A 22,406-nucleotide genomic window follows, 5' to 3' on the forward strand; every position below is an offset into this window, starting at 1 on the left:
GCTTTTCCAACAATTCAAATAAAAAAACAATAAAAAAAACTAATTCTAATTTTTCCAGCCACCACCAAGTGCCTGATACATATTTACCACAGCATTCATTTGTTTCATTTTAGTCTCCACCAGATCAAATTTAGATTCTAATGCATCGCGTTGTGTCATTAAAACTTCCATATACTCTGCTCGCGCGTTTTTAAATAATTTATTCGAAATTTTTATCGATTCGGTTAATGCATCAACTTCTGCAGCTCTTAAATCGTAACTCTTCTTTAAATTATCGATTTTAGATAATTGATTAGCAACTTCTATATAAGCTTTTAAAACGGTTTGCTCGTAATCAAACGCAGCCTGAACCTGTTTTGCATTCGCTGTTTTATAGGCTGCTTTTATTGCATTTCTATTAACCAAAGGAGCCATTAAATCACCTGCAACCGAGTAAATCAAAGACTCAGGCGTATTTAACAAATAATCTGGATTAAACGCCTGGTAGCCTACATTTGCTGAAATTCCCAAAGATGGATAAAAGCGTGCTTTTGCTACTTTAATATCCAGTTTAGAAGCTTGCAATTCGTATTCTGCTTGTCTAATATCGGGGCGATTTTGCAACAATTGCGAAGGTAAACCTGCATCCAATTCTTTAGGAATCATCCCTGCAAAATTTTCTGAATTACGCTGGATTGGCTGCGGATAACGCCCCACCAAAAAGTTCAGTTTATTTTCTGTTTCCACAATTCGCTGCTGAATGTCAAATTGCAAACTTTTAGTATGCAAAACTTCAGCATTAAACTTACTTACCGCAAGTTGGGTAACTCGAGCGGCTTGTTTTTGAAGCTTTACAATTCTATAAGCTCTTTCCTGAATTTCGATATTATTCTTTACAATCTGAAGCTGATTATCCAAAGCCAATAATTCGTAATAAGAATTAGCAATTTCAGCAATTAGATTGGTTACCATAAAGTTTCTACCTTCAATGCTAGACAAATAACGCATCACGGCAGATTTTTTGGCATTATGTAATTTGTTCCAGATATCAACTTCCCATTGTGCATTCAAACCAATGGTATAATCGGGTAATGGATCAGGGAAATTTCGCCCTTCTTTTATTTCCAGGTTTTCTTCTACCGCTCCTTCTCTTGTATATTTTCCAACCTTATCGATTCCTGCACCTGCTTTTAATCCTATAGAAGGTAAATATTCACCTTTTCTGGCCTGAACTTCGCTTTTCGCAATTTCCAATTCCTGAAGCGTAATATTAAGCTCCTGATTATTTTCTAAAGCAGTATCGATAAGTGCAGACAAATGAGGATCATTAAAAAAAGATTTCCAATCCATCAAAGCTGAACTGGAAGTATCTGTCTCATTAAAGGTTTTGCTAGCCAGAGAATCCTGGGAATTATGATAATTCCCGGGAACCTCTTTACTAACTGCTTTCTCTGATAATGAAGGTACACAAGACGTAACAGTAAGTATGATTCCTGCTGTAACGCCCAAATAAGAGAAACGTTTATATTTATTTATTTTATTCATCATATTCAAAATCTTCAGTTAATGGATTTTCATCTTCGAATTTTATAAGTGATCTTCCTTCGGCAAGACTTCCGAAGATATAATATAGACCGGGAACTATAAGTACCCCGAAGATTGTCCCAAAGAGCATTCCTCCTAACGCAGAGGCACCTAAAGTTCTATTTCCTACAGCTCCTGCTCCACTAGCTAAGATTAAAGGAATAAGCCCCGCGATAAAGGCAAAAGAAGTCATCAAAATTGGTCTAAATCTTACTTTGGCTCCCTCTATTGCTGCTTCTAGAATTGATAAACCTTCATGATGTTTCATTACAGCAAACTCCACAATTAATACCGCATTTTTCCCTAGGAGACCAACAAGCATAATTAATCCAATCTGTGCATAGATATCATTTTGAAGTCCCATAAACTTAAGAAGCATAAACGAACCAAAAACACCTACAGGTAAGGAAAATATCACAGAAAGAGGAATTATAAAACTTTCGTATTGTGCTGCGAGAACAAAATAAACAAAGATCAAAACGATTAAGAAAATATAAATAGATTCGTTACCGCGCTGTGCTTCGTCATAAGAAAGACCTTCCCATGCAATATCATAATTCTTCGGAAGAGTTTCTTTTGCAACCTCTTTTATCGCACCAATAGCATCTGCCGTGGTATAACCTTCGGCCGGCAAACCACGTATAGCAGCCGAATTATACATATTGAAACGTGTCACCTCGTTAGGACCTTGAAGTTTCTTAAGCTTCATAAAAGCCGAATAAGGTACCATCTCTCCGTGATCGTTTTTCACATACATATTTAATACATCTGAAGGTAATCTTCTAAATTTAGGATCAGACTGAACATATACTTTAAAAAATCTATTGTATTTAATGAATCCCTGCTCGTACGTACTACCAATTAAAATATTCAGGTTTTCCATGGCATCGCCAATAGAAACACCTTTTTGCATGGCGAGTTCGTTATTGAATTCTAATTCATATTGCGGATAATTTGCAGCGAAGAATGTAAATAGCCCTTTAAGCTCTGGACGCTGTCTTAAATTCTCCATAAACTCCTGGTTGATCTTATCAAAATCTTGATAGTCTGTCTCTGTATTTTCATCTAATAGACGCATAGAAAAACCTCCTGAAGAACCAAAACCTGGAATTGCCGGTGGCTCAAAGAACTCGATAACCGCACCAAGATCTTTAGATTTTTCTTCCAGTTCTTCCATAATTTCTGTAACCGTATGATCACGCTCAGACCATTCTTTTAGGTTAATCAAACAGGTACCAGCATTAGATCCCCTACCTTCTGTCATGATCTCGTAACCTGCTAAAGATGCTACAGATTCGATACCATCCACTTCTTCACAAATTGCCTGTAGTTTTCTGGAGACCTCGTTAGTTCTCTCTAAGGTTGCTCCCGGTGGAGTTTGAATAATCGCGTAAATAGTTCCCTGATCTTCACTAGGCACAAAACCTGAAGGCAACACCTGATTTTCTAAGTATATCCCAGCACAAAAAGCAATTAAAATCCCGAATGTTAACCATTTTCTACTTACCATTCGCTTTAAAATACTTACATATTTACCGGTAAGTTTATCGAATCCTGAATTAAATTTATCCAGCCCTTTGGTTAAGAAATTTTGCTTATGCTCTTTACCATGATGGTTCTTAAGTAAAATTGCGCATAACACCGGCGTTAAAGTAAGTGCTATTATTGCTGAAATTACGATGGCACTAGCCATAGTGATAGAGAATTGTCTGTAGAACGTACCAACCGGTCCAGACATAAACGAGATAGGTAAGAAAACAGAAACCATTACTGCAGTAATTGCGATAATCGCCCCACCAATTTCTCCTAAAACCTGTTTTACGGCTACATATGGAGATATATCTGGATACTCATCAAACTTGGCATGTACCGCCTCGACGACGACAATGGCATCATCTACCACAATACCAATCGCTAATACTAAAGCAAAAAGCGTTACCAAGTTTATAGAAATACCAAAAAATTGGATCACAAAAAACGCCCCTACCAAGGAAACCGGAACGGCAAGAATAGGTATAAGTGTGGAACGCCAATCACCCAAGAAAATAAATACTACGACTGCAACCAGAATAAAAGCATCTCTTAAAGTATCTACCACCTGCTCTATAGATGCATCTAAAAACTGCGATACATCATAACTGAGTTTGTAATCCATACCAGGAGGAAAATCTTCTTTCATTTTTTCCAACTCGTCTTTAACTTCATCTATAACATCGCTGGCGTTACTACCGTAACTTTGTTTTAAGACAATAGCTGCAGATGGATGACCATCTAAATTAGAATAAATATCAAAGAATTCACTTCCTAGTTCTACCCTACCAATATCTTTTAAACGTAAGCTTTCACCTTCAGCATTAGCTCTAATGATAATATTTTCATATTGTTCTGGTTCATTATATCGACCTTTATAAGTTAATACATATTCTAAAGATTGTGCCTGTATACCAGAGCTTCGACCTAAACGACCTGGTCTTCCGACGATACTTTGCTCTTTCATAGCTTCCATCACCTCGTCTACAGAAACATCGTAAGCACGCATTCTATCAGGATTCAACCAAACACGCATAGCATATTTTCTACTTCCCAAAATTTTAGATCGCGCAATTCCTTTGATTCTATTAATTTCAGGTATCATCTTTACGTTGGCGTAATTGTATAGAAATTTTTCATCCATACTTTCCTTTTTAGAATAAAGGTTTACGTACATCAACATACTGGGTTGAATGGGTGTAATTGTCACCCCTTCCCGCTGCACAAGCTCGGGCAATAAGGGCATCACCTGGTCTACCCGGGTTTTTACTTTTACTACCGCATCATTTGGATCTGTTCCCGGTTCAAAAATTACCCTAAGGGTAGCTTCACCTGCACTCGTAGCATCTGTAGCTAAATAACGCATTCCCTGCACCCCATTAATAGAATTTTCTAGGGTGATAAGGGTCGATTTTACTAAAACATCTGCACTGGCCCCTGGATAAGCTACAAAGATGTTCACTGTAGTTGGTGCAATTTGGGGAAACTGCGATATTGGCAGTTTTTTTATGGCTAAAGACCCCATAAATACTATTATTATAGAAATAACAATGGCAAATACGGGTCTATGTATAAAACGTTTAAACATAGTTTTTTTTAGATTTTACTCAATATTGAGATTGAACTTTTTTCCAAAGATTAGAAGAGGAAATTCTCTAACTAATTTGGATAAATTATATACCAACTTACTCTGCATATAATTGTAAGTGATCGATAACTTCCTGCGGTTCTTCAAATTCATATTCGATTTCGTCTCCATCTCTTACTTTTCGAAGACCTTCTAGCAAAATTTTGTCATCTTCAGTGATTCCGTCACTTACTGCGTAGATATGGGGAAGTTCACCGGAAAGTGAAATTTCACGTGGTTCAATTTTGTGATCCTCGTTTACCACATAGACGTAATGTTTACTTAATACTTCAAAAGTTGCTTTTTGTGGGATTAGCAACGAGTTTTTAAAAGGTACTTTAGTTAAAACGCTACCTGTTTCACCATGTCTTAAAAGACCTTCAGGATTTGGGAAATTCGCTCTAAAAGCAATATTACCGGTTTCATTATTAAACTCTCCTTCTATAGTTTGCACAAAACCCTCATGCTTATAAACCTGATTATTAGCCATTAAAAGTTCTACTTTAGTTGTATCATCTTCATGAACTGCTTGTTGATAATCTAAATATTCGGCTTCAGGAACGTTATAATATACCCACATATCGCTGTTATCAGATAAGCTGGTTAGTAACTCCCCTTCTTCAACTAAACTTCCTAATTTTAAATGAAGACGATCTACGATCCCATCAAAAGGAGCTCTAATTTCAGTAAATTCAAGATGAACCTGCGCTAAAGATTGCTCGGCTTTTGCTTTTTCATATTTCGCTTTAGCCATTGCTAATTCATTAGGAGCCACTACATTACTATCGGCCAATTGTTTAGTGTTTTGATATTCAATTTGGGCAAAATGTGCTTCAGCTTTAGCTTTCTGCAATTCAGCATTGTAAAGCTTTGGCATAATTTTAAACATTAATTGCCCCTTCTTTACAACTTGCCCTTCATCTACATAAATATTTTCTAAATAACCTCGCTCTTGCGCGCGTACCTCGATATTTCGGATTGATTGGATTTGTGCTACATATTGATTTACAATCAATGTATCTTTTCGAATGGGACTAGTTACAAGAAACTTGGATTTTTCTTCTTTCTTTTCCTTGTGGGATTCGCAGCCTATGCTTAAAAATAAAACGCACAGGCTAATAATCATGAGACTTCTACTCATCATAATTTTAAAAATTAAAGTGAAAAAATTAGGGTAAACCTTATGGAAGCCTACAAAAATCTGGAATGAGATTTTTTAAAAGTGATATAGGCTTAAATGAAAGATTCCGGATTTTGAGTGAAATCCGGACTTGAAAATCATATTCTAAATACACAATATCTTACGCAAAGAGATGGGTAAGATAATTGGTGAAATTCATTTGAAAAATAAGGTGTACTATCAGATCGATTGAAGTCATGATAGGCAGAAAGTACGGTATAAAAAAGAGTAGCTAGATAATCGCTACTCCCTAAGCATTTTTTTGAAACATCAGCATCTGTTTCATTCTGTGCTTCTTCTATTTCTATTTCTTCACTTTCAGAAAATTTTCTCTCTGGATACGAACTTGATCTTTGATGGATTAAAGCATCACTATCGTCTATGTAGTCAAAATTTAAATCTTGATCACATTCAAAAGAAATAATTTCTGAAAAAGAATGAGTATCGTCATTTAACGAATTGGCATGAAGTGAGCCATATCCGTTAAGAAGAAGTGCAAAAAATGATATGTACTTAAATAGTAATTTCATTTGAAGCGCCAAAATTATACAAACTTCACCTTAACTACAAGAAGATGTAAAAAAAAATTGATGAGGTTACATAAAATTAACAATCAAGCTTTTAAAGCCAAACTTGATTTAATCAACTTTGGGATTACTTTGAAGCTTATTATTTTAAAAAAATCAGGACCAAAAAAACACCAAATTTTATTTAATTTTAAAGATATTATAGCGTACAAAGCTAAAGATGTATAGCTGTATCAATTACGGTAAGCATCGTAAATTATAAACATCGCTTCATTCTCTGCGGCTTTTATAAGCTGCTTTTCTGAATCAGAAAAACAATCTTTAATCGTTTTAGAATAGATATTATTAAGAATGGCAGCGGTTTCTGCTATAGCTGCCTCTAGCTGCTGCTGCCGATCTACCGTACTTAATATCTTATGATTAAGATCTTCTGCGGCCTCCTTTTTTTGATTCGCTACTTCTAAAGCTTTTTCCTTAAATAGTTTAATTTTTGGTTTCATAAACATATTATTATAGCTTTATAAGAATCAGTATTACGTGTTCTTATAAAACGTAAAAACAGTTGATAAAAATAAAATTGAATAGCTTTATAAGTATAGGAAAAATAAGACAAAATCTAAAAACAAAAATCAACCTCATAAGAAGTTGATTTTTAAAAAAATATAAAGGCATCAAATTGCTAAAATGGCCTTTAAAATGGTTGCTCTACACGACTTCAATACTATTATACTAAGAAAATCTATATTCTTCAAAAAATATCACAAACTACATTTGTAAGATTTTTCTTTCAATAAAAATCCCTAAAAATAATTTAAATAGATTAAAAGCATAATATTTAAGATTATCAGTTATTAAACCAAAAAGTGATTTTTCTCTAATTGAGAAAAAACTCCTTTATCAGATTTTATGTATTTAAGATGACTTTCTAGCGTATTGCGCTCCTGTTTGTTTTTAATATTTGGTATTATATCCTCATAAAGCGATATTAATTCAGATTGAAGCTCGATACCACGTTTTATTATATAGCTTTTGCCTTTAGCTTGTAACTCTGCACATTTAAGTCCGTTTTGCTTTCTTCTATAATTCGCCAATTTATACTGTGCTTTCAAACCGGCTACGTAAGCTTTTTTATGAAGACATAAATTTTTGAATATATTTTTAAAATATAATCTATTAGATTCGTCTAATGCCTGAGAATAAAAACAGAAAGCGTCTTCTATTTTTTGGTAGATTGCATTGATTTTAAAATCCAGTGGAATTTCCTTTTGCTTAGACTCCAGTTTATTTAAAATCAAAATCTTTTCTTCTGAAGTTTCAATATCCTTATAGCTAATCTTAATGGTCCCTAAACCTTCTTGTAGCTCCTTGTGAAAATTTCCGTGATCACAAAAGCCTCCATCTGTGGTAAACGCTAAACGTTTTATTTGGGTATTTTCAAGCTGCATTAAAGAACGTTTTTCGTTTGGTTGAATCTGATGTTTTTGTCCAATTTTATTAAGCGCTTCGCTAAAGGGAATACTTCCAATATTTAAGGTTGAGTTCATGGTGGTTGGTTTTGATAAGTTTCGATTTCAAATCTACTGCACCCCATTTAAAATTTATCTTTCTAAAAACCCATTTTTTACTTAAAAAGTGGTTAAAATAATTATGAAAATAAAAGATTTTAACCCTCCATTAAATATTCAAAATATAAATTTCTAATAATAAATTTTTCTTTTTTTATATTCATAAAATATTTAGGAAAGATGAAATGTATTATAGTAGATGATGAAGAATTACAGATTTCTGTTTGTAAAATGTTAGTCTTAGAACATAATGAACTGGAACTGGTAGGAACATTTAATAGTGCCCTTACCGCTCTTAAATTTATTAATGAAACAAAAAATATTGATCTCATTTTTCTAGACATTATGCTACCCCATATTGATGGATTTGATATGCTGTCCATAATGCAAGATCCTCCTCGTGTAATCTTAATGTCATCGGCAAAAGAATTTGCGATCAAAGCATTTGAATTTGATCCTGTACTCGATTATTTACTAAAGCCTATAGAAAAAGTACGCTTCAATAAAGCTGTACAAAAAGCTATTGGTAAAAATAGAATAATGCAAAAACCTAATACCATAGGAAACGGGGCGTTCTATGTTCAAAGTGACAAACGACTAATAAGAATAAATCCTTCTGAAATTGATTTTATTGAAGCTAATGGAAATTATGTATGCATTCATTTAGAAAAGCAAAAGATTTTAACCTATACCAGTTTAAAAAAAGTTTTTGCCAAACTCGATTCAGATAATTTTTTACAAACACATCGATCTTATATAATAAACACCAATAAAATCGAAGATTTAAAAGATAATAGCGTTCTTATCAATAAAAAAATAATTCCTATAAGCAGGCGCTACAAAAAAAATGTGCTCGAGCTAATCAATGTTCTTTAACCGCTTAAATTAAATAACATACCGAATATCGTAAGAAGTCGGACATTCGAATAAAAAATATTATCTATATCGATTTTCCATGTAATTTCAATACAGATTAAGAAATCTATTATGAATGCTACTGGTAATATTAAAGCGATAATAATATCGGGAATTTTAAATGCCTATACCATCAAAAAAATTGAAAATGATCTAATCTCAGGAATACATGAAGCAGTAGACCACCTAAAAATAGATATTAATCAGGTAACAGATATAGACGTTACGGCAGCCTTTACACTTTATATGCTGAAAGAAAAAGCAAAAGAATTGGGTAAATTAATAAGCATTGAGAGAAATGAATGTGTTGCTCTTAAAAAATTAAAACAGTATAAAATAGAAAGATTATTATAGATAAGGTTACATTGGTTAGATTAGAATCGGGAGTGATTGAAAAGCATAAACGTCGCCTCCGGAATTTCTATCAAAATTCGCATTTTGGATGTTTTGTTTTTATTTTATCAATAGTTAATTAGTCATTGATTATTTTCCAAATGGCTGCTTAAATCAAAAACCTTGAAATATTTTCAAGGTTTTATTTTGAACATAAAATTACAATCAATCTTTCTTGTTTTTAGATCGCATCAAAATAATATAGAAGATAATAACTGCAAGTACATCGATAATGGCTACAATTAAAGTTATTTTTTCAATAGTACTCATCTTATAAAATTACGGGCTTCAAAATTACATATAAATCATTATATCTAACATGCAATTAAACCATATATTATTTAAATTTTCAAAAAATCCATCAATTTTCAATTATATGTTTATAGAGTTTATCAATACTTATTAAATTACCATAAAAATTAGGTGTCATTTAAACTGGAATTTTAAAACCGACTACACAATTCAAGCTTACTTAATAAGTTTTGGATGCAGCCATAAAAATCCACTGGCGGCCATAAAAACGATGAAAAAGAACCATAAGTTTATCGGCTCGTAGTATTTTGTTTTTGAATCTCCCTTTAAATCATTTTTAAAATAATCTATATTTCGCTTAGATATCTCTCTTGCCTCTTTAGTTTTCCAAAGAGTATCGTTAAATACATAGAATTGGTAGCTAAGCAAGCTGTCCTTTACCAGTTCTAAACGATTCCATCCTATATTTACTGGATACACTGTAGCCTGATACGTATTTTTCAAATCTGGATACTCTAATAATGGTATAGAATTGCCAAAAGCATCATTTAATTGCGGTTCTTCGATTCTTGTTTGTAGTTTTATATTTAAAGGTTCATCCACCATGCTAAACAATGTGGATTTTTCCCATTCTACCAGCTTTTGTTTTCTTTTGGCAAGAGTTCTTAAAGTTTCTGACCATAGTTTTTGATAAATTTCTTGATGCCCTTTTAATATAAGTTCATAAGTTTTCTGTAACACGCTGGTACCAATACGACCTCTTCCCATATATTTATAAACCGAAACTCCTTCTGCATTCTCTACGAGTGGATAAACTTCAGGTGAATTCTTAAATTGATAAGGAAATTTAGAAATGCTTATGTCTGTAGATTCCAGCCAATTTATTCCTAGATTACGATCTAATTCAGTTTCAAAATTTAAAAATAATTTCTGTTGGAAATTATCTTCAGTTTGCTGAATAAACAATCCTAAACCTTCATTTCGAATTGCTTCTAATAGAAGAAGTTTTTTATTTCCTGAAATACGGTTGAAAGTTTGAGCATCCAAAATTAAAACATCATAGTGTTCAATTGAGGCTTTACTAATCTCGGAAAAAGATTTTTTATCGGTATTTAAATATTCATATTTAAAGCGTTCTCTGGTTAATTTACTTCTAATGCTAACCTGATGTCCTTCTTCTGCCAAGAAATCTTTAAGATGACGGGTTTCAAAACTTGGAAAATTGTTGATTATCAAAATTTTCAATTTTTCGGTGTTTTTTATCTTCACCGGTAAAGGCTCTTCGTTTATTTTTCTACCTAAAGAATCCCTAATTTCTAAACGGTATAAAAAACAACCTGCAACTTTCGTATTTGTCTTCAGCGAAAAATCAGTTTTTTCTAGAGCCGCTGAATCGACAATACTACCTGTAAAATCCTTTAAATAAATCTTATTTGCTTTAATTGCTTGATTGTAATGACCTCTTATTTGTAATTTTTCACCTTCAAAAAGCTCTTCATTATATACTATCCGATCGATACCCGAAGGTAGTTTAGCTGGCAAAAATACCACTTGCCTATTTTTAAACTGAAAGAAATCATAATCCTGTAACCCATAACCCAACACATAAATTTTGCTAACATCATGTACTGCTGGTTGAATAAAATCACCGGCATTATACTCGATCGTCTTAATTTTAGGATATTGTTTCTTTAAACTGTCGTAGGTAACCTTAGAATATCCTTCAGTTAAAATAACGGCTTTACTCTTTGTTTTGGTCCTTAAATATGCAGGCTTCAAAGCAATCCCTAAAAGTGATCCAATGGCTAGAATAGCTACTAAAATTCTTAAATAGAAAATCTTTTTATGCACTCCCGGAAGCTCTTTAAAGATAAAAACCAGCAATAAAAGTAATCCTCCAAATAGATAGAAGCTTAAAAACTGATCATTAGGAAATCTAATTTCAATATTCATAAAACTCCAATTCTTCAAGCATTAATTGATCAAGCTCATGGTGATACGTATCTGCCGGATATATCTCAATTTTTAATTCAGGCAAAGCTTTCAACAAACCTTTTTGAATCGTTTTTAAATCTAATCCATCAATTTTACCACTGCTCAGTAATTTTAAGCCTTTCAAAGTTTGCAAAAATTCACCTGGTTTTGCCATGGCCAACTCTGCAATTTCTTCTCCAGCGGTTTTAAAAATCTCTTGTTCCTTTTCGTCTATAGCATTAACTTCTTTTAGCATTTTTTCAATAATAAAAATGGCTTCATTAATTCCTGTAAAAGCCGATTTTTCGTCTATACTTTTAGTAATGCGATTACTTTCTACTCCTTTTAGATCTCCTTTTAAGCGTTTATCTTCCATAAGTGGTGGTGGATCAAAACCTATACGATGCACATAAATTCGTGAACTATTTTTTATATTCTGAATAAGATCTAAAGCACGATATTGATATTCTAGCGATGCCTTTGGTTTATATACACGCAACTGCAATTCGGCATCCCACATCTCGTTTATGGCCTGGCGTAATTGTGACTTTAATGATTTTGCAAACAATGTAGATTCTTCCGGGTCTGAATGATTATGAACATACTTTTCTAATGGATCTTCTTCACCATCTTCTTCGCCCTCATGTTCGTGTTCTTCCACCAAATTATGTTCGTTATCGCTATCATGCTTATGCGAATATCCTGCTAAAATATCTGGCTCATCATCATGATTTTCAGTATTTTCAGTTGCCATACTGCCTTCGGTTTCATCGCCCATAAATTGTCCATATTTTAAACGCAATGATTTTTGATCAAAACCCAAGTTATTACTTCTGGTTTCAAACTCTTTCTGACTAATTTGAGATTTTTCTTTAATCAATTTTTCGGTATCGATAATAAGTTGCCGCTGACTCCTAAAATAATCTGGCAGCAAATCGACTCCCATTCCACCAGCTTCCATGTAATCGGTTTCCACCGTATCCTTTATCACCGCAAAATAAGTTTCACTTCTTGAAATATTGGCTTTTGGTTGCTTCAAATCCAACGCTTCTACATAAAAATAGAGTTCGTCTCCAGGTTCCATTTTTAAATGATCTAGATCGATTTGCTGATGGAGATCCAAACTTTTTGAACCCGAATTTACTTCTTGCTGAAACTTGATTTTTTCTTCCCTAAATTTCACAGATTCACCGCTCCCTTTGCTTACCGTTGCGATAATATACGCATCATTGATTCCAAAATCATCGCTGATCTTTGCTGAGAACTGAAGTCTTTTTTCCTCGGAATAGTTGAATGAAGTAAACTGATCCAGATTTTCGATCTCGATTATCGGATCTTTGTCTTCAAACACACTTATGCTGTGCAAATCTGAAATATATTCGTTCCCCAGAGTATCAAAGTATCTAAAATTATAAACACCAGATTCGCTAATTTTTCTGCTAAATTTAAACTGCTCACCTTCACCGTTCATTTTGTAAGAATTTGACTGAAATTCAACAAAAACCGAATCAATTTTTTGATCAAAATTCACCATCCAACTCAATTGGGAATTTTCCAGCACTTCGGCATCCATTTTTTTACTACGCAAGCTGCCAGTTCTTGTGTAATCTGGATAACGAATTTCTAAGGTATAATTAGCAATAGCCGGAGTATAGATCGAGGAAGAAACAGAGCCTACTGAAGTAAAAGTGACTGAATTATCAATTTGATTTTGCTCAAATTCAGACATATTTTGAAGCTTGATTCCAAAATAACGCAAACCAAAAGCAGTCACCAAGCAACATAGTAATAAAACACTTAACCTCTTAAATGAAACCGGTGGTTGTAATGATTTAGATTTCTGCTGAAATCGCTGCACAATTTTTTCGCGCTGTAATTTGCCTATATTAGATAACTCTGAATCTCTTTTTAAAATTAAAGCCGAACTATATTCTAGATCATTAAAGTGAGTATCTATAAATTTTAAAACTTCATGAAGCCTTATTCTGAAAGGTTTTAAAATGAATACTCCAATAATAAATAGCACCAAAAAAACTAGTGCTAGAACCAATAATTTAAATCCTAAAGTCCAAAAAATAATTAAAGGAGCGATTGCAAAACCAAAAACCTTTAGCCAGGCATAAATATGCCAGCGTTTTTTAAATTCATAGAGAATATTCGCTGCCTCTTTCATTGCTCTCTAAGTTTTGAAACTATTCTTTCAATAATAAAAACCACTAAAAAAGCTAACCAAAGCCAGGGCACCCAATCGAATTTTGCTAAATAGCTATTTTTACTGTCGATTTTAAAATTAGGAGCTAAAAGTTCTCTATCAAAATTTCTAGTATCAATCTCTGCAATTTCAGATGCAATTTTAGGATGTAATTCTAAAAGTTGTAACAGGTTTTCTGCCAAATGATATTCTAAAATATTCTTTCGGTGTAAAGTGTCAGTCAATTGATAAACTCCAGGCTTCTGAGTTTTTTTGATTAGTTTTTCAGCATAAATATTCGGTCTAAAGATTAAACGCCTATTGCTAAATTTTGGAAGTTCCTTTTCGCTTAACCAAACTAAAACCCCATGATTATCAAAGGAATGTTCGTCTAAATTGTCTTGATTAAATTCACTAAAAACAAATGGTCTTTTTAGGTACTTTCCTAGCGCCGTAAACGATACTTTTAAATATTCAACCTGATTCTTTAGCTCCAAATCATCATAAAATTGAACGTGAATCGTATCCAATTCGGTTCTTAATGTATTTGCAGGAAAATGAAATTTAGTACTGTCTTTTGCAGCAATTCTTTGCTTGGAAAATTTCCCTAGATTTTGTGTAATCTCGAATTGCAAAAGCTCTAGTGAATCTTTAAAAGAGGTGACTTCGATAATTTCATTGGTACTTTTAGTAGAATCAATTAGAATCCAGTTTACTTTTTGCGAAATTTCCGGTCGCTTTCCTTTAATTCCTGTTAATCTACCTTTAGTAAAAATAACTAGGCTGTCGCTATGCAGCTTAGAAAATTGCTGCGCCAATTGCCAATATTGAGGATTTTCGAAGTGTTTTTTTTCAAAATTTAATTCAGTTTCTTCTTCAGTGTAAGCAGGAAAATCTTCAGCTAATAAATAGACTTCATTATCATCATTTATTGAATCAACTAAAGTCCTGAAACTTTTTAACTTCAGCAAAGATGGTTCTACCGCATAAGCTACCTCTAAATTAGATCGCTTAGAAATCGAAACTGGAGCCGCCAAGATTAGACAGATTAAACTTACCAATAATAGCCTTAAAATCAATAAGAAGAACTCCCTAAATTGCAACCAGCTACTCTTTGAAGTTTGGCTTTCTTTTAATAGCCTTATGCTTCCTACTTTTATGGTTCTGCCTTCACTTTTATTCCACAAATGAATGGCGATAGGCAGCAAAAGTCCTAAAAAGCTCCATAAATATGTGGGGTTAACGAAAGACATTTAAGCTAGTTTAATTCTTTTTTTGAGATATAATTTTAAAGTTTCGGTCAAGGGCTCGTTCATTTTAAATATTTGATAATCGATGCCATTTCCCAAGAAGAAATCTTCGTTTTCTTTTATATTCCTTTCCAGATTTTTCAAATATTGATCTTTAGCTTCTTTTGCTGAAATCTTTACTTTATCTCCGGTTTCAATATCCTCGAAAGTTAAGGTTCCATTATACTGAAATTCCATTTCTTGTGCTCCCATTATTTGAAGTACAGCAACTTCATTTCGATCTGTTTTCAGCCCTTTTACAAATTCCTGTAATTCGTGTTGATGCTGATGCATATCGGTAATAAAAAAGACGATCTCTTTGCGATTATGACTATGAATTTGATTGAAAGACGTCGATTTTTCCGGCCATTTTCCTCTATTTTCGATAGAAACCAATTCGTGTAATAATCGGTTAAAATCTTTCTTAATAGCTCTTGGATAAACAGCCTGCAATTGATACTGATTTAGAGCAAAAAGTCCAACATCGTCGCCCTGGCTATGTGCTAGATAAGATATAGATGCCACGAGAATCCTTACGAAATCCATCTTGGTAAAGTCGTTCTCTCTATGCTCCATCGAAGCGCTGGCATCTAAAATAAATTTTACACTGATCTGCGAGTCGATTTCAGATTGTTTGATATAATAGCGCCCAGATCTGGCGAGCATTTTCCAATCTAACAAACGTAGATCGTCACCGGCTTCGTAACCTCGATACTGGCTAAATTCCATCCCAGCACCAAGATGTTTGCTTTTATTTAGGCCTTGTAAATAACCATCAACAATTACTCGAGACATTAAGCTTAAGCCCAAAACTTCCCTTACAATCTCCGGTTTTAAAAGTTCCTGATACGTATTCATCTAAACAGCAATATTCTTCAATAGATCTTGGGTCACATGATCTGAGTTTATTCTAGAAGCTTCTGCTTTAAAATTTACGATTACGCGATGGCGCAAAACAGGATAAGCCACCGCATTGATATCTTCTTTGGTTACGGCAAGCCTTTTTTGTGATAACGCCCTGGCTTTGGCTGTTAAGATCATGGCCTGGCCCGCTCTTGGACCTGCTCCCCAACTTACCCATTCTTTTACAAAATTGTTGGTCGAGGTTTCCGGTCTGGTTGCCCTAACTATTTTACTAACATAAGCTATAAGATCATCACTAATTGGTAATTCTCTAACCATCTGTTGCAGACGCACAATTTCTTCTCCGCTAATAACCGAATTCACTTTTGTTTTTACTGAACTTGTGGTGCTTTTCAAAATACTGGTTTCCTCCTGCGCAGTTGGATATCCAATTTTTATATACAATAAAAATCGATCCTGTTGTGCTTCTGGAAGCGGAAAAGTTCCCGATTGTTCGATAGGGTTTTGAGTTGCCAGAATAAAAAATGGTTTATCCAACTTATAGGTATTTCCTGAGTAGGTAACTTCAAATTCCTGCATAGCTTCTAAAAGAGCAGCCTGGGTTTTAGGGGGAGTTCTATTAATTTCATCGGCCAGAATAATATTCGAAAAAATTGGCCCCTTATTGAATTCAAAAAACTTTTTACCTGTCGAATGGTCTTCTTCTAAAATCTCTGTACCTATAATATCTGAAGGCATAAGATCTGGTGTAAATTGAATTCGCCTAAACTTAAGATCAATCGCATCAGATAATGTTCTAATCATTAAGGTTTTTGCCAAACCAGGAACACCTTCCAGCAGAGCATGACCGCCAGCCAGAAATGTAATTAATAATTGTTCTATCGTTTCTTCCTGACCAATAATGATCTTTCCTATTTCCTTTTTTAGAAGTTCGATCTTAGCGGTTAGGCTATCTATTTCTTTTTCAAGATTTGCTAATTCTTTATCCATATTTTAAAACTCTTATGCCGTTAGTGCATACATCACGATGTTTACACCAAAGCGAGTATTATCTATTCTGTAAAATCTTTTATTTCTGAAATCGTAATCCCATTCGCAACCATAATCTTTGTTAGAATACAATACCCCTATTTTTCCGTTGATTTCAATGGCCTTAAGATATTCGTGAACTAAATCGTCTCCCCAGCCATTTAGTTCCTGTGAAGTTGTTGGCGGGCCATCTTCAAACTCAAAAAAGCTGGAATAAATCTCGTGATCATTTGGAATCTTTTTTAATTTCTGAGCACCAAAAAGTTCATCCATTTGTCGCTCAAAGGATTTTGCGAAGAGTCCGTCGATATCGTGATTGCAGTCGTCCACAAATACAAATCCGCCATTTTCGATATACTTTTTAAAATTATCGCTTTCGGCTTTGGTAAATTGTACCAGTTTGTGCCCCGACAAATAGCAAAAAGGACAATTAAATATTTCATCACTTCCCAAGGAAATAATGTTTTCCTGAGTATCTACGGGTAACGTGGTATATTCGATCAAAGAATTTAAAAGGTTGGAAGGCATTCGCTGGTCTACATCCCAATCTCCCGATTCGTATTGTAATCTTGTAAAGAAAAAATCCTTATTCAAATTGAGGGGCTTCGGTTATGAATTTTCTTTTGGATATATTCAAATCCATAATCCCATGAAAGTTCACAAGATTATGGATTTTATGTTTTTATCTTTAATTAAACAGCGTCTGACAGGCTGGTAAAGGTAAAGTCTCTGATTTTCATATACGGAATTAAACTTCCGTTCACTCGAATCTGTTCCCCTAAAGCTTCCAGATTGTTCAACATGATAATTGGACTTTCATTAAACCTGAAGTTTTTTACTGGATATTTAATTTCGCCATTTTCAATATAAAAAGTACCATCTCTGGTTAAACCCGTAAATAGTAAAGTTTGAGGATCGACGGATCTAATATACCAAAATCGAGTAACCAATATACCTCTTTTAGTGCTTTTAATCAATTCTTCACGAGATTGATTGCCTCCCTCCATGATCATATTTCTGGGAAATGGAAGAGGTTCTACGCCAGTTTGCGACGCCCAATATCTATCGTAAGATAAATTTTTAACTACACCATTTTCTATCCAACTTGTTTTCTTAAGTGGTAAACCATCGCTATTCCATGTTGCTGTAGGAACATCTGGATGTAAAGGATCACTCCAAATATTTACACGCTCGTCTACTATTTTTTCGCCAAGCTTGGTTCCACCACCTTCTTTAGACATAAAGCTACGACCTTCATCGGCTGTACGAGCACCCAATGATCCATACATATTTCTAAGTAAATCGCCAGCAGCGGCAGGTTCTAAAATAACGGTGTACCTTCCAGGTTCGATAGCACGGGCTTCTTTAGAAAGTACCGCTTTTTCTATTGCAATAGCTGATGCTTCTTTGGGATCAAATTTCGATATATCGTTGTAATCTCTAGTAACCCATCCAGACCCTGTACCATCATTAGTACGCATTGTTACCGTAAAATCTACATTAGTAGACTTATCGTAAGCAAATAATCCTTTAGAATTAAACATAGCACTAAAGGATGCGCCATCTTCCAAAAAGCCTGCAGCTGTCACTTCTTTTTCGGCTGCCGGTGCTATACTAGTCTCGGCAACCTCAGCACGGTATTCCGGTTTTATTTTTGCAGTTGCTTCTACATAATTTACAGGCCTGTCGTAAGTTTGAGCTTCTAAAGGATCCATGAATTCTGGATTTTCTGGAGAAAGTTTAGCCAATTCCTCAGCACGTCTTACGACACTTTGTAAAGATTGATCATCAAATTCGTCGATAGTTGCTATACCAGATTTCTTTCCGAAGCTGGCTTCCACTTGCAAATTTTGATTAGACTGGTGTCCTGCTGTCGAAACAGTGTTTCTAGCGTAACGAATATTTCCACTTTCACTACCGCTTAGATATATTACACATGCATCTGATTTAGAAAAGCTCATAGCTTTTTCCAGAATTGCACGAGCTTCTTGTTCTGTATATATTGCCATTTGTTTTATTGTTAGATTATAAAATTTTTAGATGCTTCTGCCTGTATTAATTACATTAACATCTTTAAATCGAGAAGAAGAACTTCCATGAGAAACAGCGCTCACTTGTGATGGTTGGCCTTTCCCATCAAAGAAAGAACCAAATAAGCGATAATCGCTTTCGTCACAAATCTTCACACAGGAATTCCAAAACTCCTGTGTATTGGACTGGTAAGCTACATCGTTAAGCATTCCTACGATTTTTCCATCCTTAATTTCATAAAAAACGGTACCTCCAAACTGAAAGTTATACCGCTGCTGATCGATAGAATAAGATCCACGCCCTGCGATATAAATTCCTTTCTCCACATCTTTAATCATTTCTTCTACTGAATACTTTTCTTTTCCTGGCTCTAAAGAAACATTTGGCATGCGTTGAAATTGAACATCATTCCAGCTTTGTGCATAGCAACAACCATGAGATTCGTTTTGATCGATTATTTTAACCTGATCTCTAATCGCTTCGTAATTCACTAAGATTCCGTTTCTAATAAGATCCCATTTCTTAGTTTTAACACCTTCATCATCGTAACCTACAGCTCCTAAAGAATGAGGTTGTGTTTTATCAGCAACTATATTTACTTTATCACTTCCATATTTAAAATCACCAGATTTCCATTTGTCTAAAGTGGCGAAACTGGTCCCCGCGTAATTCGCTTCGTATCCAAGGACACGGTCTAACTCTAACGGATGTCCTACAGACTCGTGAATGGTAAGTCCCAAATGATTAGGTTCCAAAACAAGATCATATTTACCAGGCTGTACAGATTCTGCAGTGAGCATCTCTTTAGCCTGTTTAGCGGCCAATGTAGCATCTTCTATAATATCATAACTGTTACGATACAACTTTAAACCTGCTGGCCCTATTAGTTTTTCGCTTTCTAAACCATCCATATATTCATAGCCCATTCCCATTGGAGCACTAAGAGCCGATCTAGATTTGAATTTACCGGCATCACGGTCTATAGCAGTAACATCGAAAGTAGGCCAGATACGGTGAATATCCTGATCGATGTAAGAACCGTCTGTAGAAGCAAAATATTTTTGTTCATTAACCATGAATAATGCAGAATTTACAAAATTCGCCCCATTATTCATCGCTGCTGCATTTGCATCTAAAAGCAATTCAGCTTTTTGAGATACAGGGATATCTTTAAAATTGGTTTTTATAGGAGTTTTCCAACTTACTTCACCATGCGCCTCAACAGGAGCTAATTGTACCGGCTCTTTCTGAATTCTCGAATTTGCTTTTGCTATGGCTACTGCTTGGCTGGTTGCTTTTTTGATACCGTCTTCACTAACATCATTTGTTGAAGCAAATCCCCATGTTCCTTCAGCAATTACGCGAATACCTACACCAAAAGATTCGGTATTGACAACATTTTGAACCTTATCTTCACGGGTAAAAACATATTGGTTTAAATATCTACCAATACGAGCATCAGCATAACTGGCTCCCAAGTTTTTAGCAGTATTTAAAGCTACATCGGCAAGGATTTTTTTTGCAGCTACATCTAATCCCGGTTCTAAAAGGGCTTCAGCAGCAATATTGCTTCCCATCGTAGATAAAGGTAACATCATCGCCCCTAAACCCATTCCGGTTAATTGTACAAAATCTCTTCTTTTCATAAATTAAGTCTATTATTAATTGGCTAAGATTTGATTTTCCCTCTTAAAAATAGATCTAAGAATATGGTTGAACTATCCTTTAAAATCTATTGTAAGAAAAAATCGTTTTAATATTAACACTATTAAGAGAATTAGACTATATTTTTATCATAAATTATATAAATTTAACATAATTAAATACTAGCATTTATATTACTCCGATAATTTTTAAATAATCTTCAAAACAAGTAATGATTATTTTCAAATTTAATACTTCAAAGCATAAAAAAGCCTTTCAGCTACTAACTGAAAGGCTTAAAAGTTTATATCTAATGAGCCGAAATTCTCAAGTTTCGGCGATAATTCTTTTTATTCTTCTTCCTGGCTTACTTCTTCGTTTAGGTTTTCTACAGCATCCATCATATTAAATCTTTCCAGCTGCTCTTCTTCTCCCGTAAAGTATGGAAATACATCTAAAATTGGAGATTCTGTAATTGCCGGAATACTAAAATCTCCCATAGTTTCTTCCATCGCTTTTTCAGTATTTTCATAAGCATCTTTTACATCGTTAGCCTGCACTAAAAGATAAATATTAGATTTTTTCTCTTTCCCGCTTTCTTCATCCATAGCTATCAGTGAAACCTTAGATTTAAACCAACGATCAGAATTTTCAAAAGGATGAACTTCTGCAAAATTGGCAACCTTTATATTCATAATTTTAAAATCTTCACTTGTTAGCTTTTGCATTTCTTCGGTGATTCTCGATTCTGCTTCAGTGAAAGAAACGGCATCTAATAAGTATACTTCAGAAACTACTTTTTGCTCTCCGGTTTCATGTGTTTTTCTGTATTTCACCTTACATTCGTACCAAATAACGCTCATATCTTAAATTTTAGGAGCGCAAAAATAAAATTTCCAACTTGATACCGAAGCAATCTTTCCAATAGATATCCACAAGTTTAAAATAAGTGATCTTAATTTTATCTAGGCTACTCGTTTCCAGTTTCTTGGAACCGGTCGATACGAATAATAATGTAAAACTTCTTCTAGCGCTAATTTCATTGCTTTATTGATAGGAAGAATTTTTCTACCCATTCCAAAATCAATTTGTGCCAGGCGTAAATAATAATCACTAAAAACAGGAACAGATAGTCCATTATTAATGGATACAGCAGCTTTGCTAAAGTTTTCTGATTGTTTCAACAGCTTGCAGCTTATAAGCTGAAGTTTATTATTTTTAGCTCTCTGTGCCGCATAGCCAAATAATCTACAAACAAGTCCGCGATGCTTGTATGCAGTACAACGGCCGGTGCTATTCTCTAAACTCAGCATTTTATAATTATGGCAAATTTCTACCGATGTATTGCTTAGCGCCTCCAATGTTTCTTCAGCTTTGCCTTCAAGGAAGCATTGTAAGGCCCATGGTAAAAATTCTAAAGGGGATGCCTGGATACCTGGTTTTTCACAGCATTTACCACAACCCGTGGCGCAGCTAAAACCAGCATGAGCTTGAAAAGTATTAAGCTCTTCTGAAAGGGTTTCGAATAAACTTTCGACTGCCCTTACTTTTTCTTCTAATTTCATTCAAAAGGCTAAATTAGTTGAAAACCGAATCGAATTTCAAGAAATCTTTTACCGAAACTGTTAAATATTCTATTAGAATTTAAGCGTACCCTCTATTCTAAAATGAAACCTTTTAGAATTTAATAATCACTATTTTATAAACCGTTTTTCATATTTTTAAAATGATAAAATTAGGTATTGCCATTTTTGCGTAAAGATTTCAAAAAATTAAAACTGCCTCATAAAGAGACGCTGAATAATTGATCAGAGAATTATCTTATTACTAGG

General features: G+C 34.1%; 19 protein-coding genes. 3 read left to right on the top strand and 16 right to left on the bottom strand.

What is annotated here, in order from left to right:
- Positions 1–45: 45 nt before the first annotated feature.
- The 4 genes from PBT89_RS10120 to PBT89_RS10135 all read right to left on the bottom strand — a co-directional run bounded on the left by PBT89_RS10120 (position 46) and on the right by PBT89_RS10135 (position 6,442).
- On the bottom strand, positions 46–1,527 hold the full coding sequence (locus PBT89_RS10120; protein ID WP_270061795.1) for a TolC family protein: 1,482 nt from the start codon (positions 1,525–1,527) through the stop codon (positions 46–48).
- On the bottom strand, positions 1,517–4,681 hold the full coding sequence (locus PBT89_RS10125) for an efflux RND transporter permease subunit (protein WP_270061796.1): 3,165 nt from the start codon (positions 4,679–4,681) through the stop codon (positions 1,517–1,519). Before PBT89_RS10125 ends, PBT89_RS10120 begins: the two co-directional genes overlap by 11 nt.
- Before the next feature lie 97 nt (positions 4,682–4,778).
- Positions 4,779–5,861, bottom strand: a complete 1,083-nt coding sequence (locus tag PBT89_RS10130; protein WP_270064257.1) for an efflux RND transporter periplasmic adaptor subunit — start codon at positions 5,859–5,861, stop codon at positions 4,779–4,781.
- A gap of 137 nt (positions 5,862–5,998) precedes the next feature.
- The gene (locus PBT89_RS10135) at positions 5,999–6,442 is read right to left on the bottom strand and encodes a hypothetical protein (RefSeq protein ID WP_270061797.1); all 444 of its coding nucleotides are present in this window, start codon (positions 6,440–6,442) and stop codon (positions 5,999–6,001) included.
- A 48-nt stretch (positions 6,443–6,490) separates the two neighbouring features.
- Here PBT89_RS10135 and PBT89_RS10140 point away from each other — a divergent pair, with 48 nt between their 5' ends.
- Positions 6,491–6,655: a hypothetical protein gene (locus PBT89_RS10140; protein WP_270061798.1), complete on the top strand. Its 165-nt coding sequence runs from the start codon at positions 6,491–6,493 to the stop codon at positions 6,653–6,655.
- Between the two features lie 5 nt (positions 6,656–6,660).
- On the opposite strand, the gene PBT89_RS10145 is transcribed toward PBT89_RS10140, so the two are convergent.
- Both PBT89_RS10145 and PBT89_RS10150 read right to left on the bottom strand, forming a co-directional pair.
- Positions 6,661–6,927 (bottom strand): hypothetical protein, encoded by a 267-nt coding sequence (locus PBT89_RS10145; protein WP_270061088.1) that lies wholly within the window; start codon positions 6,925–6,927, stop codon positions 6,661–6,663.
- Between the two features lie 351 nt (positions 6,928–7,278).
- Positions 7,279–7,971 (bottom strand): hypothetical protein, encoded by a 693-nt coding sequence (locus tag PBT89_RS10150; RefSeq protein WP_270061799.1) that lies wholly within the window; start codon positions 7,969–7,971, stop codon positions 7,279–7,281.
- 201 nt (positions 7,972–8,172) lie between these two features.
- On the opposite strand from PBT89_RS10150, the gene PBT89_RS10155 reads away from it, so the two are divergent.
- Both PBT89_RS10155 and PBT89_RS10160 read left to right on the top strand, forming a co-directional pair.
- Positions 8,173–8,868 carry a LytR/AlgR family response regulator transcription factor gene (locus tag PBT89_RS10155; protein WP_270061800.1) on the top strand — a complete coding sequence of 232 codons (696 nt, stop codon included), beginning with the start codon at positions 8,173–8,175 and terminating at the stop codon, positions 8,866–8,868.
- A 111-nt stretch (positions 8,869–8,979) separates the two neighbouring features.
- Complete coding sequence (locus PBT89_RS10160; RefSeq protein ID WP_270061085.1) at positions 8,980–9,261, top strand: STAS domain-containing protein; 282 nt, start codon at positions 8,980–8,982, stop codon at positions 9,259–9,261.
- Between the two features lie 507 nt (positions 9,262–9,768).
- Here the strand turns inward: PBT89_RS10160 and PBT89_RS10165 are convergent.
- The 10 genes from PBT89_RS10165 to PBT89_RS10210 form a co-directional block, all read right to left on the bottom strand.
- Positions 9,769–11,505 carry a hypothetical protein gene (locus tag PBT89_RS10165; RefSeq protein ID WP_270061801.1) on the bottom strand — a complete coding sequence of 579 codons (1,737 nt, stop codon included), beginning with the start codon at positions 11,503–11,505 and terminating at the stop codon, positions 9,769–9,771.
- Positions 11,495–13,699 carry a tryptophan-rich sensory protein gene (locus PBT89_RS10170; RefSeq protein ID WP_270061802.1) on the bottom strand — a complete coding sequence of 735 codons (2,205 nt, stop codon included), beginning with the start codon at positions 13,697–13,699 and terminating at the stop codon, positions 11,495–11,497. Before PBT89_RS10170 ends, PBT89_RS10165 begins: the two co-directional genes overlap by 11 nt.
- Positions 13,696–14,970, bottom strand: coding sequence for a BatA domain-containing protein (locus PBT89_RS10175; protein ID WP_270061803.1), 1,275 nt, complete (start codon positions 14,968–14,970; stop codon positions 13,696–13,698). Before PBT89_RS10175 ends, PBT89_RS10170 begins: the two co-directional genes overlap by 4 nt.
- On the bottom strand, positions 14,971–15,864 hold the full coding sequence (locus PBT89_RS10180; protein ID WP_270061804.1) for a DUF58 domain-containing protein: 894 nt from the start codon (positions 15,862–15,864) through the stop codon (positions 14,971–14,973). It lies immediately after the preceding gene.
- The gene (locus tag PBT89_RS10185; RefSeq protein ID WP_270061805.1) at positions 15,865–16,860 is read right to left on the bottom strand and encodes an AAA family ATPase; all 996 of its coding nucleotides are present in this window, start codon (positions 16,858–16,860) and stop codon (positions 15,865–15,867) included.
- A 12-nt stretch (positions 16,861–16,872) separates the two neighbouring features.
- Entirely contained in the window at positions 16,873–17,493 is a 621-nt protein-coding gene (locus PBT89_RS10190) for a DUF4159 domain-containing protein (RefSeq protein WP_270061806.1), read from the bottom strand.
- 98 nt (positions 17,494–17,591) lie between these two features.
- Positions 17,592–18,908 carry a TldD/PmbA family protein gene (locus PBT89_RS10195; RefSeq protein ID WP_270061807.1) on the bottom strand — a complete coding sequence of 439 codons (1,317 nt, stop codon included), beginning with the start codon at positions 18,906–18,908 and terminating at the stop codon, positions 17,592–17,594.
- A 27-nt stretch (positions 18,909–18,935) separates the two neighbouring features.
- Positions 18,936–20,576 carry a TldD/PmbA family protein gene (locus tag PBT89_RS10200; RefSeq protein WP_270061808.1) on the bottom strand — a complete coding sequence of 547 codons (1,641 nt, stop codon included), beginning with the start codon at positions 20,574–20,576 and terminating at the stop codon, positions 18,936–18,938.
- 348 nt (positions 20,577–20,924) lie between these two features.
- The gene (locus PBT89_RS10205; RefSeq protein ID WP_270061809.1) at positions 20,925–21,437 is read right to left on the bottom strand and encodes a DUF4494 domain-containing protein; all 513 of its coding nucleotides are present in this window, start codon (positions 21,435–21,437) and stop codon (positions 20,925–20,927) included.
- Between the two features lie 102 nt (positions 21,438–21,539).
- A complete protein-coding gene (locus PBT89_RS10210; RefSeq protein WP_270061810.1) occupies positions 21,540–22,139 on the bottom strand; it encodes a YkgJ family cysteine cluster protein in 600 nt (199 codons plus the stop codon).
- Between the last annotated feature and the right edge of the window lie 267 nt (positions 22,140–22,406).

The organism is Zunongwangia sp. HRR-M8, from assembly GCF_027594405.1.
Classification (GTDB): Bacteria; Bacteroidota; Bacteroidia; order Flavobacteriales; family Flavobacteriaceae; genus Zunongwangia.

Bases quoted from the DNA above. Each gene is read 5' to 3' on its own strand.
- PBT89_RS10195 (WP_270061807.1), bottom strand. From the start codon at position 18,908: ATGGCAATATATACAGAACAAGAAGCTCGTGCAATTCTGGAAAAAGCT.
- PBT89_RS10180 (WP_270061804.1), bottom strand. From the start codon at position 15,864: ATGAATACGTATCAGGAACTTTTAAAACCGGAGATTGTAAGGGAAGTT.
- PBT89_RS10145 (WP_270061088.1), bottom strand. From the start codon at position 6,927: ATGAAACCAAAAATTAAACTATTTAAGGAAAAAGCTTTAGAAGTAGCG.
- PBT89_RS10165 (WP_270061801.1), bottom strand. From the start codon at position 11,505: ATGAATATTGAAATTAGATTTCCTAATGATCAGTTTTTAAGCTTCTAT.
- PBT89_RS10160 (WP_270061085.1), top strand. From the start codon at position 8,980: ATGAATGCTACTGGTAATATTAAAGCGATAATAATATCGGGAATTTTA.
- PBT89_RS10155 (WP_270061800.1), top strand. From the start codon at position 8,173: ATGAAATGTATTATAGTAGATGATGAAGAATTACAGATTTCTGTTTGT.
- PBT89_RS10170 (WP_270061802.1), bottom strand. From the start codon at position 13,699: ATGAAAGAGGCAGCGAATATTCTCTATGAATTTAAAAAACGCTGGCAT.
- PBT89_RS10130 (WP_270064257.1), bottom strand. From the start codon at position 5,861: ATGAGTAGAAGTCTCATGATTATTAGCCTGTGCGTTTTATTTTTAAGC.
- PBT89_RS10150 (WP_270061799.1), bottom strand. From the start codon at position 7,971: ATGAACTCAACCTTAAATATTGGAAGTATTCCCTTTAGCGAAGCGCTT.
- PBT89_RS10140 (WP_270061798.1), top strand. From the start codon at position 6,491: ATGAGGTTACATAAAATTAACAATCAAGCTTTTAAAGCCAAACTTGAT.
- PBT89_RS10205 (WP_270061809.1), bottom strand. From the start codon at position 21,437: ATGAGCGTTATTTGGTACGAATGTAAGGTGAAATACAGAAAAACACAT.
- PBT89_RS10120 (WP_270061795.1), bottom strand. From the start codon at position 1,527: ATGATGAATAAAATAAATAAATATAAACGTTTCTCTTATTTGGGCGTT.
- PBT89_RS10175 (WP_270061803.1), bottom strand. From the start codon at position 14,970: ATGTCTTTCGTTAACCCCACATATTTATGGAGCTTTTTAGGACTTTTG.
- PBT89_RS10185 (WP_270061805.1), bottom strand. From the start codon at position 16,860: ATGGATAAAGAATTAGCAAATCTTGAAAAAGAAATAGATAGCCTAACC.
- PBT89_RS10200 (WP_270061808.1), bottom strand. From the start codon at position 20,576: ATGAAAAGAAGAGATTTTGTACAATTAACCGGAATGGGTTTAGGGGCG.
- PBT89_RS10210 (WP_270061810.1), bottom strand. From the start codon at position 22,139: ATGAAATTAGAAGAAAAAGTAAGGGCAGTCGAAAGTTTATTCGAAACC.
- PBT89_RS10125 (WP_270061796.1), bottom strand. From the start codon at position 4,681: ATGTTTAAACGTTTTATACATAGACCCGTATTTGCCATTGTTATTTCT.